This window comes from Pseudomonas sp. GW821-FHT12A04 (genome assembly GCF_058807755.1).
Genome location: NZ_JBXAQZ010000003.1, coordinates 159,254 through 173,888 on the forward strand (window position 1 = coordinate 159,254; position 14,635 = coordinate 173,888).

Genomic DNA, 14,635 nt, shown 5'->3' on the forward strand with positions numbered 1-14,635 from the left:
CAATAATTCAAGGAAGGCAATCGCGCCCGGTGGCGCGGCCGGGCTTCAAACCCGGTTGGGGACGGCATCCGTTCCCGGGCAGGTTCGACTCCGGCTGCCTTCCGCCAATCAACCCCACACGTTCTGACTCAACCGAATCCCCTGTGGGAGCGAGTCTGCTCGCGATGGCAGTTGGTCGAAGCAACACATTCGTCCAGTTTTTACACGGGGGTTGGAAAATGGATCGTCAGAGATTGCGCTGCGCTTCCATCCGATCATGAAGGATCCTGATGATCGCAATACCGTACGCAGTGATTCGAAAATAGATCATGTGCCGCTCCACACTACAGCGCCGATAACCAGGACGGATAGCGTCGCAGGCCGGCGCCTTTTTCGGGTGCTCGGCCAATTGCGCAAATGCTGAGGTAAGGATATCAATGTAGCGATTGGCCTGATCCAGACCCCACTGGCGAGCGGTATAACTCCAGATTGCCTCAAGGTCACCCTCTGCGGCAGGCGTCAGACGATATTCAGCCATGCGCGGTTAACATTCTCTGTTTGAATGCAACAGGATCGAATGGGCGAGGCTTTCCGCTGGATTCACCTTCCCGAAGGGCGGAACGGATCGTTTCGAGTTCAGCGCTGCGCTCCTGTTCACGACGGATCAGATCGCGAATGTATTCGCTGTCGTTGGTGTAATGGCCCGCTTCTATCTGCGCTTTGATCCAGTTGTCTTGCTGGTCAGTCACGGTGATGGTTTTTCGTACGGTTCCCATGAATGGGCCTCCACGGAGATGGTCGACTGCGTGCAAGCTATCATACTATTGGTGCGGATTCGAGCAGCCTGGCCACTATTGCTAACCTTCCAATCCGAACAGAATTTGCAGATTTGCGGCAAGCCCGCTCCAACAATTGAATACATTCCAAACATTGCCGCGTGGTTTGCTCAGAACTCCAGCGGGTACTCAATCACTACATATATCCGGTCTATGTCATCACCCGCCTGCGCCTCATTGGCCCGATGCGAAACGTGTGACACCTGTACCGACAGGTCCTTCGCCGCCCCCGTTTGGACGATGTACTTCAAATCAATGTCCCGCTCCCAATGCTTGCCGCCATCCCCTTGTTGCGGCACGTAGGTGCCGGTCACCGGGTCGAACGGGTTGTAGGCCCCGCCTTGTGGTGCATGGGTGCCGTCGATCTGGTCGCCGGTGACGTAGCGGGTCATGAACTTCAGGCCGGGTATCCCGAAGGCAGTCAGGTCCAGGTCATAACGAACCTGCCAGGAGCGTTCGTGGGCGCCGTTGAAGTCGGCGTACTTGATCGAGTTGGCCAGGTAGATGGAATCGCCACCGACGAAATCGAATGGCGTATCACCGTCGACTTTCTGATAGGCCAGGGTGAAACCATGGGCGCCCAGCGCGTATTTACCGGACAGGCTGTACGCCGTGTTGTCGATGGCACCGGCCAGCGCCTGACCAGTGTCCCTGGTGTGATAGAGGTTGGCGTCGAGGAACACCCCGGACTGCTTGAAGTGCAGGTTGCCGTAGTACTGATGCCAGGTGTCCGTCAGATCCGAGGCATAAAGGGCGCCGCCAACCGGGCTTTGGGTAAACAGATCGGCGCCGACAAACGAAATGCCGCCGGCCTCGGTATTGGCGCCATAACCGAAAAAGTTGCCCTTGCCTGAAGCACTGTCCTGATTCTTGAATGCCGTGAAGTGACCGGCTTGCAGGTTCATGCCGTCGATTTCGCGGTTGTTGAGCAGAAAACCTGTGGCGTACTCCGGCTGCAGGCGTTTGTCCGCGGTATCGAACACAGGGGATTCGACCTCCATTTCGCCAAACGCCAGGGTGGTGTTCGATGCCTTGAGCTTGATCGCGCCGCCACCGCTGGAGTAATTGCTTTCGCTACGACCGTCACTGCCCACGGGCAGCAGACCGGTTCCGGAATGGCCTTTGCCACCGTCGAGTTTCAATCCAGCAAAGGCATGGGCATCGAGACCGAAACCAACTGTGCCCGGCGTGAAACCGGATTCAAAAGCGCTGATAAAACCTTGAGCCCATTCGGCTTTGTAGTTTTTTCCGGTCGGTGAGGGGGATCGATAGTCGCTGTTCAGATAAAAGTTTCGACTGAGCACGCCAAGGGTCGAGCCCTCGAAAAATCCTTCTGCGCCTTGCGCCGATTCCTCGGCCGGTGCGTGGTTGGCCAGCAGGCAGAAAAACAGGGCAATAGGCGCCCTGAAGTCTTGCAGGGAAAGGATCATCAATGGATCACCAAAGGGGCAGGGTTATGCCAGGTTCTGCCTTTGCAATGGCCATGACACTGTCCTTACGGGGGGGAGTGAGGTGGTCATGGTTACGTAGATCGGGTCGGGAATATTGAATCGGTGTGCTGTCTTTGATGCCTGGTGCGCAAAGTGCGCTAGAACCCCAATTGGGCTGTCCATCGGCACGGCCCTGCAAGCGGCCGGCTATCGATTATTCTGGTAATGAGGCAAGCGCTGCCGGCCGAGGAGGGGACGCAATCATGTCTGCACAGGATCGAGAACTGCTGGACCAGGTGCTTGCCGCCCATGGCGGCCTGGTGCGCTGGAACAGTTTCAATAAGGTCTGCGCCACGATCGTCACCGGCGGCTCGCTCTGGGGCATGAAAGGGTTGACCCAGGACAGCGCTCCACGCCAGATGACCGCGTGGCTGCATGAACAAAGAGCCTCGGTGAAACCCTTCGGCGCACCGGAGCAATTCACGGCCTATACGCCGAACCGAATCGCCATCGAGAATACCGCGGGCAAGGTGATTGCCGAGCGCCATGCGCCCCGGGCATCCTTCAAGGGCCATGGGGAACACACGGCGTGGGACCCGTTGCACCGGGCCTACTTCAACGGCTATGCGATGTGGTCCTACCTGACCATGCCCTTCCTGTTCACCTTGCCGGGCGTAACCTGCGAGGAAATCGAGCCCCTGCAAGAGGGGGCCGAACTCTGGCGGCATTTGCGGGTGCACTTTCCCGACAGCATCGCAACCCACAGCGCCATCCAGGACTTCTATTTCGGCGATGACTTTCTGCTGCGCCGCCACGACTACAACGTCGATGTGAGCGGCGGCATGCCTGCTGCCCAACTGGTTGGTGACTACGTTGAAGCCGACGGATTGCGCATGCCGGGCAAGCGGCTAGCCTATCGACGCAAGATCGATGGGCAGGTCAACAAGGAGGCGTTGCTGGTGTCGATCGACTTGAGTGAAATCCATTACTCGTAGCAAAAATCGTGTCTTGGCGTAACCGGGCGGAGCGCGAAGCTAGCCGTCGCGTCCTGTGGGAGCGAGCTTGCTCGCGATGAGGCCGGCACATCCAGCATTGATGCCGGCTGACACTCCGCCATCGCGAGCAAGCTCGCTCCCACCTTGTTTTGTGGTGTGACAAGCATTAGTGGGCGTCACTGAAACCTGTGGGAGCGAGCTTGCTCGCGATAAGGCCGGCACATCCAGCATTGATGCCGGCTGACACTCCACCATCGCGAGCAAGCTCGCACTGGGCCCTGGAGTTTCCATGTCGCCAAAATGAAATGAGCGCCACCAGGGCGCTCATTTTTTCAGATCCTGTTCATTTGGTTTTCACCACCGCCGGTGGGGTCCAGTCGCCGTCGAGGACATCGGCTTGCGGCCAGTAGGCGCGGATGTACAGCGAGAATTCGGCACCTTTGGGCGAGGGCAGCCAGTTGCTTTCCTTGTCCTTGCCCGGTGATTCACTTTGCACGTAAATGGTCAGCGAGCCGTCAGGATTGGTTTGCAGGGATTTGTTCTTGGTGCCGATGGAGTAACGCTTGAGCTCGTTCGGCGAGAAGAAGTGCTGTTCGTTGTACAGCGTCAGCGACCAGAACCCCCTGACTGGCGGCAGCTTGCCTTTGGCGAATGTGACGCTGTAGCCGTACCGGCCGTTGAGGCGCAGGCCGTTCTCATCCAGGTCCTGGTAGAAGTATTTGGTCTCTTTCTGCTGGTTCACGAATATGTTCGAACGCGCGACGGCGGTACGGGTGAAATAGTCGGTGCCGAACGCTGCACCGTTGCTCACGGTGCTCCAGTGATTGGGCAATTGCAGACCGTAGTTGCGGAACTGCAACAGCGGGTCGATCACTTCGCTGTCGGCCTTTTTCGCCTCGTCGATCATCGCAGCGCGAAGTTGCGGGTCGGCCTTGGCGATGGCCGCGAGGGCGGCCATTTGCGCGTAGCGGGCTTCTTCCCCCGGCAATGGCTTGGCGTCCTTGAGCAGGAGCGGCAGTTCATCGAAGAACTTCTCCGGCACCACCCACCTGGTTTCGGCATTGCCTTCAGAAGCCTGGGCCGGGAATTTCGGCAGCTTGGCCCAGTTGCGCTTCTTCATCTTGCCGTCGTATTGCGACAGCGGGTACATGTCGATGCCCGACAAAGCCGGCTGCACGGCCTGACGATCGGCGGCGGTGTCGTCCTGGAATACCCGTGGGATCACGAACCCGGTGTTCGTACGCGCCCGGTACACCCGCTTGATGCCGGGCGGCACCTTGCCGTTCCAGTCCGGGCCGACCAACAGGTAGAAACCCGGTTGGGTGTTATACATTTTGCCCATCTCGACGAAGCTGTCCGAACGCAGGTCCACCACCTGATACACCCAGAATCGGCCGTCGAAGTCCGGCACTTGCAGCACCACCGGCTCAATGTCCAGGGCGATGCTGCCGGCGCCGTACACCACGTCCTGGTTCGGACAGGCCACCAGCCGCTCGGCCGGGTCGATGTAGTCGCTGAGCATCGACAGCCGATTGATCGGGGCCACGGGTACGATGCCGCCCATCAAGCCGGGTTCCGGCAAGTTCTTGAAGGCCTGGCGACGATTGAAGATGTTGGCCATCGGCCAAGCCCAGAAATACGCCTCGCGCGCCATCATGCGCACATACGGTTCGGTTACTTTGGTGCCGGCGACAGGGCCTGAGACAGGGCTCGTGACCGGAGCGGCAACAGTGGCTTGCGCTGCGTAACCCGGCGCACTCAACAGGGCTGCGGCTGTGACCGTACTGGCGAAAGTCAAGGCGAGGAGGGCATGGCACCGGGGTAAACGATTCATGAAGCGTCCTTACTTGTCGGCAGTCACCGAATGCAGGTGATTCGCTCTCAAGATAGCTCATCCTTTACCCCGGTGCTGTTCAGCGCAGGCGCGAGGGCCTCAGATCGACCTTAAAGATGATCGGCATCAATCACCGCCTTGGCGAACGCCTGCGGATCTTCCTGCGGCAGATTGTGGCCGATGCCACCATTGATCAACCGGAACTCGTATTTGCCGGTGAAGCGCTTGGCATAGTCTTCAGGCGCCGGGTGCGGTGCGCCGTTGGCATCGCCTTCAAGGGTGATGGTCGGCACGCTGATGGACGGCGCCGTGGCCAGTTTCTGCTCCAACGCTTCGTACCGACTTTCGCCCTGGACCAGGCCCAGGCGCCAGCGGTAGTTGAACACAGTGATGTCGACATGGTCGGGGTTGTCCAGCGCCTTGGCACTGCGGTCGAAGGTGGCGTCATCGAACGCCCATTTCGGCGAGGCCAGTTGCCAGATCAGCTTGGCGAAGTCATGGGTGTTCTTCTCGTAACCGGCGCGACCACGGTCAGTGGCGAAGTAGAACTGATACCACCACTGCAATTCCGCCTTGGGTGGCAGCGGGTTCTTGCCGGCCGCCTGGTTGCCGATCAGATAACCGCTGACCGAGACCAACGCCTTGACCCGTTCCGGCCACAGTGCCGAGACAATGCCGGCCGAACGCGCACCCCAGTCGTAGCCACCGAGCACCGCTTGCTTGATCTTCAGGGCATCCATGAAGTCGATGACATCACTGGCCAGTGCAGCCGGTTGGCCATTGCGCAGGGTTTTGTCGGACAGGAAATGCGTATCGCCATAACCCCGGGCATAGGGCATCAGCACCCGATAACCCTTGGCGGCCAGCAACGGCGCAACCTCATCATAGCTATGAATGTCGTACGGCCAGCCGTGCAGCAGGATCACCACCGGCCCGTTGGCCGGGCCTGTTTCTGCGTACGCCACGTCCAGCAGCCCGGCGTTGACATGCTTGAGCGGGCCGAAGGGCGAGGGCGCCGCCTGGGTGGTACCGGCAGGGGCCACGGCTGGCTGCGCGGTGGCGGCCGTTTGCGCGTGGGCCGCACCGAGCACACCGAACAGCGTCAGCGCGAGAATCGAAGGACCGACCAGGTGGCGGCGAGTCTTGCCGGATTTGCTGTTGCGCAGTGCCATCTTCATGGGATGTCTCCATTACCAGCCGTGGGTCAGGGGTTCCGTCCGAACCCCTTCAAACCTTACGAGCATTCAAGCGCGACAACGTATCTGGCCTGTGTCCAATTGCAGGCCGGATGAAAGTCTGTGTATCGAGGTGTCACGCCGATACACTGTGATACACAACAGGTCAGACACTGGAGGGGGGCAGGATCAGTATGAAGACTAACTCGACTAAAGCACTATTTAGTCGAGTTATGTTGGCAAATGCTTCGATTATGCCAATAAAGTTGCGATTTAAAGGCAGGGAGACAAAATGAGTCCAAGCACCACGAAAATTGCAGAGCTGATCAAAACCCTGGCCCTTGAGCCCCATATCGAAGGTGGTTTCTTTCGCAGAACCTACCAGTCGGACGACCAGGACATGATTCTGACGTCCGCTGGCCAACGGCATTGCATGACGTCGATTTTCTATCTGCTGACCCAGGACGCTCCAATAGGTCATTTCCATCTGAACCGGTCAGACATCGTTCATTACTATCATCTGGGCGATCCGATTCAGTACACGCTGATTTTTCCGGACGGCACATTGAAAACCATTGTGATGGGTCACGACGTTCTCGCCGGACAATGCTTGCAACTGCATGTGCCCGGTGGCATCTGGAAAGCTTCGCAGGTGATGCACGGCGCAGCAGGATTCGGCTTGATCAGTGAAGCGGTTACGCCAGGCTTTGATTTCGCAGATATGGAAATGGGTGACCGGCAAAAGCTCGGTCAGCAGTTTCCTGAGCATTGGGCGTTGATCGAAAGGCTGACGCGAGGATGAGGTGGTTCCTTGCTTCAAGATCTGTGTGAGTCTGGGCCAATCTGGCCATATCGTATTACGTGTAATGTATATTATGTTAAACGACAGGTCATGTCATAGATGTTCATGAGCTGCCTAAGCCACTGATTCGACAAACCTGCTTCTGACGTCCACGCTCTCAACGGGCCATGTACTTCGTGTTCATGGTGAGACATTGAATGAGGTGGCTGCCGATGAAGCTGATTCAGTGCCGTTACTCTTCCGGTCAGCGTGTACCGCTGCTCGTGCAGACCGGAGATGCGGCGCCATTGCCCATGCTTGTCCCGTTCATCTACGTTCAACTCAAGCTCAGATACCGCGCTTACAACACTGCGGCGGCACATCTGCGATCGAGGCTGTATTTGCAGACGTTGCCGAATAGCGGCTGCATTCGCGAGCACCTTCATCACTTATCAGCTATTTGAGGTTCCTTGGTCCTGCCTGCGTGGCCTTATCGGCGTTGAAACCGTGGAAGTATTCCAAGCCGTCCATAAGCCAGAAAAGGCCGACTCTCGCGACCAGTCGCGCTGGAGCCTTTCCAAAAACCTGGCTCTTGAACAATCAATTGCAAGGTCGTACCCGTCAGTTGATTTCTCGATTGCATCAAGGTGTCGCGACATTGAAAGTCGCCTGGCCCTGAATCGAATCAAGCCCGAACTCGAATCGTACCGCCTTGGCGATTCCACTGATCACATCATCCACCAGCCACCGTCCTTTGTCCGCGCTTGAGTCCAGCGCAGACGACAGTACCCCACTGGCTGGCACCCATTCAGTCCGCGCGGGGTACATGTCGTAAACCGGGAACTGCGCCGGTCCGTGATCAGGAATTTGGTCAAGGAATACCAACTGCGGGTAGTAATGCAGCATCATCGATGTTTCGATGACCGCTGCATGTTCCAGCGCAATCCCCGGAAAACCGTCCGGAAAGATTCTGTCGAGCGTCTGTGATTTCACGAACTCCCAGTGTTCGAGGCGCATGACCTCCAGTCCGGCATTCGGACCGATATCGCGCATGGCCAGTTCAATACCCTCAGTGACAAACCACTGGTTTTCGTAATGACCGATCACCAGCACCAGGCGCGTCACGCCATGACGATGAAACTCGCGTACGGCATCCCTTACCATGGCGATCAGCGTGGCCCCATCCACGCTGGTTGTTCCGCAGAAGTGCTGCCCTCCTCCACATTTCGGCTGAGATTTATAGCCGTAGGAAAGCGCTGGGGCGACGATGCCGTCGATTTCCCTGGCGACATCTTCACTGATCGCACTGGCCAGCAAAGCATCGGTGCCCAAAGGCAAATGAGGCCCGTGCTGTTCGGTCGCACCGATAGGCAGGAAGACCACCGAGCCCGATTGCACGCGGTGCTCATAGTCGACCCAACTGATGTTATCCATCCTTACGTTGTTCATGGCTGCACTCCCATTTCGATTGGTCATAGCGAACGCCCCGGCACCAGATCGGCGCCAAGACGTTTGCGCGTTGTCTTACGCTTGCGCCGGGTACCACGCTTCGGGCTCCGGGTAGTCCCAGTCCGAAGGAAATGCATAGGTTTCAAATACGGTGGTGGTATCGGCCTCGGTGCCGAAGAACGCGAAATGATTCACTCCCATCCATGACCCGGACTGCACGCATTTGAAGCCGCGTCGCGTCAGCTCCGTAATGCGATCCTCAAACGGAATGTTGTTGCAGTCGTAGGCAACGTGCTGGATGCCTTCGCCATGTTTCTCCAGGAAGTCGGCAAAGATGGTCGGACCGGAGACCGGCTCCATCAACTCCCAGACCATGTTGCCGGACTGTGCGAAGCAGACTTTAAGAACAAACTCGGCCGGTTCGCCATGGTAAGTCTGGTTTTCAGTGTTTTCCGGGCTGAAGGTGTACACCCGCCACGGGCCGATCCCCAGCTTGAGCAAGCCATCCATTGTGCGCTTGTGATCACGCGTAACGATCGCAATCTCCACAACATTACCCAGGAATGCATCAACCTCGGTTCCAGCATTCAATGCTTTCAGCACATTAGTTTGTTCAAGATGGGACATACGCAGTTTCCTTTTTAATCGTTTAATGATTGAACACAATGAGTTTACTTAGCCAGCACCGAAGAGCTGACAACTTCCGTACGCCGTGAACGATGCAATAAATAGTAGATCCCCCCTCCCACACCAAATCCTGCCAGCCAGGACAAATCAATTCCGCCCAATGCCATTGCGAGCGGGCCTTGCAGTGATTTAATTGTCCCGACCTGAAATAACCAGGCTGCAAGTATTCCCACTGCAAGTGCAAATATGCCTCTCCAGTTCACATCAGCGCATGCACTTTGGGAGTGGTGGCAATACAGCGATTTCAAATCGACCTGACCACGGCGAATCAGGAAAAAATCAACCAGCGTGATACCAGCCCAAGGACTGATCCACACCACGAAGAACACCATCAGGTTTTCAAAGGCATGTACAAACTCGCCCGATTGCAGAAACAGGTAGAGCATGAACAGCGCAACCACGCCCGAGACCATCGAAACCGCCCAGCGTGGAACACGCAGATCCAGAGACAACGTCGCCAGCGCTGCGGAATAAATGACCACGATGTTGGTGGCTACCGGGCCATGCAACAGCACAAGCAGAACCGGCAGCGCCATTGTGCCGAACACCGCGATGATCAATTGTGCAGGATCCGAACCTCCGCCCGCGGAAGCAATGGTAGCGCCCAGAAAGGCCAGCCATACAGTGGGCAGGAACATGCCCAGGAACGTCGACCGAAACACCTGGCCGTCAGACAGTTTGCTCTGGGTGAAGCGGGTGTAATCAGAGGCGTATACCAGCCATGAAATGCCCCAACCGATCCCGATCGCCGTCATCAGGCTGCTCATGGCCGACAGCTTGCCGAAGCCCTCGGTGGTGGATGCCTGCCACTGGATATCCACATGGGTGAAGGCCAGCACGGTCATTACTACCATGATCAACAGAATCACCGGCATGGTGTAGCGCTCGAAGCACTTGATGGCGTTAAAGCCCCATGCCGCAATGCCGACCTGAAGAATCATGACCGCCAAAGCGATCCCGTACTTGAGTTCCATGCCACCGCTGATACCGATTTTTTCCAGGGCTGCCACTGCAAGATCAAGAACGATCCAGGTGTTGGTGGCCACCCAGCCCATAGGCATCAGCACTTGCATGATGGTGGGGAGGTAGGCACCGCGCCGGCCAAACGCCAACCGGGAAAGCACCATTTGCGGTACGCCCGTGCGGTGTCCCATGATGCAGATGCCGCCGAACAGAGCCGCGCCCAACAGGTTGCCGACGACAATCACCAGCAGGGTTTCCCACAGGCTCAAACCCAGCTGGATACCGATTGCACCGAGCACCCAGTTTATAGGCGCGACATTAGCCCCGGCCCAGATCCAGAACTGGTCCAGCGGCGTTGAAGTGCGATGGCTATCGGGCACGGGCTCAATGCCCAGCGCATCATAATTGGCCTCGTTGATTACGCTTTTTTCAGAATTGCGACGGGTTGACATTATTATTTTCCTCGCTGACCGGCGACCACGTGAATCGCCCCGAGCCATTAAAGCGAGGTCTGTTCTTTTACGTAATTGATAATAACTAAAAGATCCTTTAGGAAAATTACCGCCTTAAGTTTTACTCAATTGCACCCGCGATCAGTCAGTCCATCCTCCTTTTAAAAATCGAAGTTGACATCCACGCCCGCAAATAAAAATCGCTTATTGAGTTTTATTTAACGCACCTCAAATTAATGTCAATAGCCTCACCCTCGATGGTCGTGGCCAACTTGTTGCAGCCATTGAGGTAATTCCGCCTCAGGTTCAAAGGAAGTTCCACATGACCACCCTTCTTCATATCGATGCTAGCGCACGATCCGATCGTTCCCTGAGCCGCAAACTGTCCCAGGCATTTGTCGAGGCTTGGGTTGATCGCGATGACAAGACGCAAGTCATTGTCCGTGACGTTGGGCACAACCCTCCACCGTTCGTGACGGAGGCATGGATTGCCGCAGTTTTTACTCCCGAAGAGCACATGACGCCGGAAAAACGCGAAGAGATCCGCCTCTCGGATGAGTTGATCGATGAGATCGATCGCGCCGACGTCATCATCATGGGTACGCCGATGTACAACTACGGAATGCCGGCAGCCCTCAAGTCCTGGTTCGACAAAGTCATTCGCATTGGCAAGACCTTCACCTTTGATCTTGACCGCGGCGACTACCCACTGGAGCCGATCATGAACGGCAAGAAGCTGGTCATTTTATCTTCCCGGGGTGAATTCGGATTTGGCCCGGGAGGTGTGCGCGAAGCGATGAACCACCTCGACACTCACATCCAGACCTGTGCTCACTACCTGGGCGTGAACGAAACCCACGTCATCTCCATCGACTATCAGGAATTTGGCGACGCCCGCCACGAAGCCTCCATCGCCGATGCGTTCGATGCAATTCCGGTGCTGGTCAGGCAGTTGGTTGAAGATCGCCAACGTCAGCTTTTGCCGGCCTGATTGCCAGGTACCGCCGTCAAAATGGGAGAAACCATGATCACGATGATGCAAACCGCTGAACGATTGAGACAAGGCCTGACGACACCCGATAAGTTGATCGAGTCGGCCTTGGCGGCGATCAAAAACTCGGCGTACGTGTTCATTGATGTGCTTGAACAGCGCGCTTTCAATGATGCGGAAGCGTCAACCAGGCGTTGGCGTCAAGGGGCTCCCTTGAGCCCTTTTGACGGGATTCCCTATGCGGTCAAGGATCTGCTGGATGTCGTCGGTAGTCGAACAACTGCCGGCTCCATCACCCGGATCGACGCTCCGATGGCGGTCGAGGATGCGGAGGTGATCGCAGCCCTCGCCGCACTCGGTATGATCCCGCTGGGTAAAACCAACCTCACGGAATTTGCTTACTCCGGGCTTGGCCTGAATCCGCATTTCGGAACACCGACCTGCGATGTCGCGGTCAGCGAGAGCCGCGTTCCTGGCGGGTCTTCCTCGGGCTCGGCCATCGCTGTTCAACGAGGTATCGTCACCTGCGCCATCGGAACCGACACTGCCGGTTCGATCCGCATTCCGGCGGCATTCAATGGATTGGTCGGGTACAAGGCTTCTACGAGTCGTTACAGCATGAAAGGCCTTCACCCACTCGCCATTACGCTGGATAGCCTGGGCCCTTTCGCCCATACCGTGGCGGATTGCGTTGCACTGGATACGGCGATGCGAGGCTTCAAAGACGTGGCCATCGAGGCTGCCAACCTTTCAAGCCTTCGCTTTGTGGTCGACGACGGTGTGATGTCTGACCCGGCGTTACAGCCAGTGGTCCAGCACAACCTTGTTTCGATGATGGAGCGGCTTCGTGCAGCCGGTGCACAGGTTGAGCGTCGGCCGGTTCTCGCGGTTGCCCGCACCAGAGAACTCATTGCCCGCGAGGGCTGGCTGGGTGCGATAGAAGCCTGGCGCCTGCTGGGAGCGATAGTCGAAGGTCCGCAGGGGCATCAGATGGACAGGCGCGTGCGCCATCGTCTGCGCACGGCCAAGGAGGTCGATCCAGCGAGCGAAGCCAGGATCCGCCATCTGCGCACGGAGCTGATGGCGGCCATGGAGCGTGAGCTCGATGGCGCTATTCTGGTCATGCCGACGGTCAAGCACGTCGCCCCGCCGATGGCGCCACTTTCGAATGACGACGAACTGTTTGCGAGCGTCAATCTCGAGACCTTGTCACTCACCATGATTGGCAGCCTGCTGGATATGCCGGGTGTGGCAATCCCGTCCGGCAAGGACAGCATTGGCCTTGCAACGTCGACTTTATTTTCGACGACCCAAGGCCGCGACGATCAACTGCTCAGTGCGTGCCTGGCTATAGAAACGCGCCTTTGTGACTAATGCCTATCAGTCACGCCATGGCGCTAACTCAGGAAGTGACAGCCAACGGTTGTCCTGCCAGATCATTCAGGGCATTTTCCCTGAATGATTTGGCTTCGCTCAGGAGCCAGTTTCTGAACAACGAAAGGCTGCGGCGCGCACTGCAGTGGTGGTCTTCTATAAGGTGGTAGGTGAAACCAGGCAAACTCGGACCTTGCAGTCGATGCATCTGTCCAGAACGAAGCTCATGGTCAATCAATACATTGCTGCACAACAGCGGCCCAATCCCGCGCTCAACCGCATGTAGCGCCAGGGTTTCCTCGCTGTACCAGGAGATACGAAATTCCCACGATGAATCGTGCTCCACCTGAGCCAGCCAAGCTGACCACGAGGGCGCTTCGAGCGATTGATTCTTCCATTTGAACGCCAGCAGCGAGCGATTATGAAAATCGTTGATCGTTGCAGTACGGTTGGCCGGACAGATACTTTTGTCCGCGACCGCGATGTATCGATCCTCGAACAGCACCGGCCCCATCGCATGGGCATCGAATGGGCCATAACGAATCGCCAGATCGACAGTCTCGGAACGCAGGTCCACGACTTTCTCCGAGGCATGGATGGACACTACTATGTTTGGATAGATCGAGTTGAACTTCGTCAGTCGCGGCATCAACCATCGCTCCGCGAACGCGCGCGTGGTGGACAACTGAATGGCATCCCCCTCCTTTGGCGAACCGATCAAGGCAAACGCTTGGGCAATTTGGTCAAAACCGTCTCGTAACAGCGGGTAGATCGCTTTTCCGGCGGACGTGAGGGTGACCGTACGGCCCCTTTCCAGAAGCTTTTGCCCCAGCCCGTCTTCCAGTTGTCGGACCTGATGGCTTACCGCCGCGACCGTGACAGAAAGCTCATTGGCAGCCGCGGAAAAACTCTGGTGACGTGCTACCGCCTCAAACACTCGCACAGAATTGAGTGGGGGGATTTTGCGCATGGTTTTCTCCGGACACCTGACTGTGTGCTGGCAACGGGTTCAGTGTCCCGCCGGCAGACATCGCCCGCCAGCATGTTTTTTTGAGATCAGTTGACGCTGTAGTGAACATCCTGAGGCTGCATGCCATTAACCGCCGTAATGTCCTGAGGACAGGCAGAGAGGACCACAATAGCGTCCATTTCAGCTTTAAGGCAGACGTACTGCCCAGGTTCACTAACTGGCGCGGCGAATTCGATGCATCCGTCCTGATGAACCGGAACGTTCATAAAGAGATTCAAGGGGCTAGGTGTTTCGTGGACCTTGAGGCCGAGGTTTTCCAAGGCTAGAAAAAGGTTTTCATTGCAACTGTCGTGATGGCCGACAACCCCCAGTTGCACGTAACGGGTCGGGTCACACGCGGCGACCAGCGTGTCGTGCACACCGGGCGTGGTGTCCTCGGTGAGCGTGAGGATTTTCTGTCGTTTGTTGGTGAGGAAGCTGTCACCCTCGCTTGGGTTAAGCTTCAACCAGAACGCACGGCTGTGCTCCATCGACATAGCTTCGGCGAGGTCTGCCGGGTTAAAGGCCCAAGTGTCCACAACCTGCTTGCCATGGGTGTTTATGAGTTTGATGGATTGCCCCTGTTTCAACCGGATCGCTACGCCCCGTCGTGCAGGCAGACGGGTCAGTTTACCGGGTTGGATCGACATCACTGCGTTCATGCCTTTGTTCTCCTCTTT

14 protein-coding genes, 1 tRNA gene and 1 pseudogene are annotated in these 14,635 nt (G+C 57.0%); 6 read left to right on the forward strand and 10 right to left on the reverse strand.

The genetic code is table 11. From position 1 onward, the window contains the following. The first annotated feature begins 11 nt into the window (after positions 1–11). Positions 12–107 (forward strand) — tRNA-Sec (locus AC1RS8_RS06095). 119 nt (positions 108–226) lie between these two features. On the opposite strand, the gene AC1RS8_RS06100 is transcribed toward AC1RS8_RS06095, so the two are convergent. From AC1RS8_RS06100 to AC1RS8_RS06110, 3 genes are all read right to left on the reverse strand, one after another. Further along, positions 227–517, reverse strand: a complete 291-nt coding sequence (locus AC1RS8_RS06100; RefSeq protein ID WP_102670267.1) for a type II toxin-antitoxin system RelE/ParE family toxin — start codon at positions 515–517, stop codon at positions 227–229. Next, entirely contained in the window at positions 510–755 is a 246-nt protein-coding gene (locus AC1RS8_RS06105) for a type II toxin-antitoxin system ParD family antitoxin (RefSeq protein WP_102670266.1), read from the reverse strand. Before AC1RS8_RS06105 ends, AC1RS8_RS06100 begins: the two co-directional genes overlap by 8 nt. 170 nt (positions 756–925) lie before the next feature. Then, a complete protein-coding gene (locus AC1RS8_RS06110; protein WP_489338517.1) occupies positions 926–2,245 on the reverse strand; it encodes an OprD family porin in 1,320 nt (439 codons plus the stop codon). A 263-nt stretch (positions 2,246–2,508) separates the two neighbouring features. Here AC1RS8_RS06110 and AC1RS8_RS06115 point away from each other — a divergent pair, with 263 nt between their 5' ends. Beyond that, positions 2,509–3,240: a hypothetical protein gene (locus AC1RS8_RS06115; protein WP_489338516.1), complete on the forward strand. Its 732-nt coding sequence runs from the start codon at positions 2,509–2,511 to the stop codon at positions 3,238–3,240. Positions 3,241–3,583: 343 nt separating this feature from the next. Here AC1RS8_RS06115 and AC1RS8_RS06120 read toward each other — a convergent pair whose 3' ends face one another. Further along, positions 3,584–5,074, reverse strand: coding sequence for a DUF1254 domain-containing protein (locus AC1RS8_RS06120; RefSeq protein ID WP_489338515.1), 1,491 nt, complete (start codon positions 5,072–5,074; stop codon positions 3,584–3,586). A gap of 110 nt (positions 5,075–5,184) precedes the next feature. Continuing rightward, entirely contained in the window at positions 5,185–6,252 is a 1,068-nt protein-coding gene (locus AC1RS8_RS06125; RefSeq protein WP_090455232.1) for an alpha/beta fold hydrolase, read from the reverse strand. A 289-nt stretch (positions 6,253–6,541) separates the two neighbouring features. On the opposite strand from AC1RS8_RS06125, the gene AC1RS8_RS06130 reads away from it, so the two are divergent. Next, on the forward strand, positions 6,542–7,051 hold the full coding sequence (locus AC1RS8_RS06130) for a cupin domain-containing protein (RefSeq protein ID WP_489338514.1): 510 nt from the start codon (positions 6,542–6,544) through the stop codon (positions 7,049–7,051). A gap of 212 nt (positions 7,052–7,263) precedes the next feature. Next, a pseudogene (locus AC1RS8_RS06135) lies at positions 7,264–7,422 on the forward strand (site-specific integrase); the annotation flags it as partial. Positions 7,423–7,672: 250 nt separating this feature from the next. On the opposite strand, the gene AC1RS8_RS06140 reads toward AC1RS8_RS06135, so the two are convergent. The 3 genes from AC1RS8_RS06140 to AC1RS8_RS06150 all read right to left on the reverse strand — a co-directional run bounded on the left by AC1RS8_RS06140 (position 7,673) and on the right by AC1RS8_RS06150 (position 10,581). Next, on the reverse strand, positions 7,673–8,479 hold the full coding sequence (locus AC1RS8_RS06140) for a creatininase (protein WP_090455228.1): 807 nt from the start codon (positions 8,477–8,479) through the stop codon (positions 7,673–7,675). Positions 8,480–8,554: 75 nt separating this feature from the next. Next, positions 8,555–9,106 (reverse strand): VOC family protein, encoded by a 552-nt coding sequence (locus AC1RS8_RS06145; protein WP_057714836.1) that lies wholly within the window; start codon positions 9,104–9,106, stop codon positions 8,555–8,557. A gap of 44 nt (positions 9,107–9,150) precedes the next feature. Beyond that, complete coding sequence (locus tag AC1RS8_RS06150) at positions 9,151–10,581, reverse strand: purine-cytosine permease family protein (protein WP_057714837.1); 1,431 nt, start codon at positions 10,579–10,581, stop codon at positions 9,151–9,153. Positions 10,582–10,903: 322 nt separating this feature from the next. Here AC1RS8_RS06150 and AC1RS8_RS06155 point away from each other — a divergent pair, with 322 nt between their 5' ends. Together AC1RS8_RS06155 and AC1RS8_RS06160 are read left to right on the forward strand one after the other, a co-directional pair. Then, complete coding sequence (locus AC1RS8_RS06155; protein ID WP_057714838.1) at positions 10,904–11,572, forward strand: FMN-dependent NADH-azoreductase; 669 nt, start codon at positions 10,904–10,906, stop codon at positions 11,570–11,572. A gap of 33 nt (positions 11,573–11,605) precedes the next feature. Further along, positions 11,606–12,946: an amidase family protein gene (locus tag AC1RS8_RS06160; RefSeq protein ID WP_489338443.1), complete on the forward strand. Its 1,341-nt coding sequence runs from the start codon at positions 11,606–11,608 to the stop codon at positions 12,944–12,946. A gap of 28 nt (positions 12,947–12,974) precedes the next feature. Here the strand turns inward: AC1RS8_RS06160 and AC1RS8_RS06165 are convergent, their stop codons facing one another. Together AC1RS8_RS06165 and AC1RS8_RS06170 are read right to left on the reverse strand one after the other, a co-directional pair. After that, a complete protein-coding gene (locus tag AC1RS8_RS06165; RefSeq protein WP_090455223.1) occupies positions 12,975–13,916 on the reverse strand; it encodes a LysR family transcriptional regulator in 942 nt (313 codons plus the stop codon). Positions 13,917–14,002: 86 nt separating this feature from the next. Continuing rightward, positions 14,003–14,617, reverse strand: a complete 615-nt coding sequence (locus AC1RS8_RS06170) for a DUF1989 domain-containing protein (RefSeq protein ID WP_079246752.1) — start codon at positions 14,615–14,617, stop codon at positions 14,003–14,005. Positions 14,618–14,635 lie beyond the last annotated feature (18 nt).

Excerpts from the sequence above, each read along its gene's own strand:
- AC1RS8_RS06100 (WP_102670267.1), bottom strand. The coding sequence starts at position 517 with ATGGCTGAATATCGTCTGACGCCTGCCGCAGAGGGTGACCTTGAGGCA.
- AC1RS8_RS06105 (WP_102670266.1), bottom strand. The coding sequence starts at position 755 with ATGGGAACCGTACGAAAAACCATCACCGTGACTGACCAGCAAGACAAC.
- AC1RS8_RS06110 (WP_489338517.1), bottom strand. The coding sequence starts at position 2,245 with ATGATCCTTTCCCTGCAAGACTTCAGGGCGCCTATTGCCCTGTTTTTC.
- AC1RS8_RS06115 (WP_489338516.1), top strand. The coding sequence starts at position 2,509 with ATGTCTGCACAGGATCGAGAACTGCTGGACCAGGTGCTTGCCGCCCAT.
- AC1RS8_RS06120 (WP_489338515.1), bottom strand. The coding sequence starts at position 5,074 with ATGAATCGTTTACCCCGGTGCCATGCCCTCCTCGCCTTGACTTTCGCC.
- AC1RS8_RS06125 (WP_090455232.1), bottom strand. The coding sequence starts at position 6,252 with ATGAAGATGGCACTGCGCAACAGCAAATCCGGCAAGACTCGCCGCCAC.
- AC1RS8_RS06130 (WP_489338514.1), top strand. The coding sequence starts at position 6,542 with ATGAGTCCAAGCACCACGAAAATTGCAGAGCTGATCAAAACCCTGGCC.
- AC1RS8_RS06140 (WP_090455228.1), bottom strand. The coding sequence starts at position 8,479 with ATGAACAACGTAAGGATGGATAACATCAGTTGGGTCGACTATGAGCAC.
- AC1RS8_RS06145 (WP_057714836.1), bottom strand. The coding sequence starts at position 9,106 with ATGTCCCATCTTGAACAAACTAATGTGCTGAAAGCATTGAATGCTGGA.
- AC1RS8_RS06150 (WP_057714837.1), bottom strand. The coding sequence starts at position 10,581 with ATGTCAACCCGTCGCAATTCTGAAAAAAGCGTAATCAACGAGGCCAAT.
- AC1RS8_RS06155 (WP_057714838.1), top strand. The coding sequence starts at position 10,904 with ATGACCACCCTTCTTCATATCGATGCTAGCGCACGATCCGATCGTTCC.
- AC1RS8_RS06160 (WP_489338443.1), top strand. The coding sequence starts at position 11,606 with ATGATCACGATGATGCAAACCGCTGAACGATTGAGACAAGGCCTGACG.
- AC1RS8_RS06165 (WP_090455223.1), bottom strand. The coding sequence starts at position 13,916 with ATGCGCAAAATCCCCCCACTCAATTCTGTGCGAGTGTTTGAGGCGGTA.
- AC1RS8_RS06170 (WP_079246752.1), bottom strand. The coding sequence starts at position 14,617 with ATGAACGCAGTGATGTCGATCCAACCCGGTAAACTGACCCGTCTGCCT.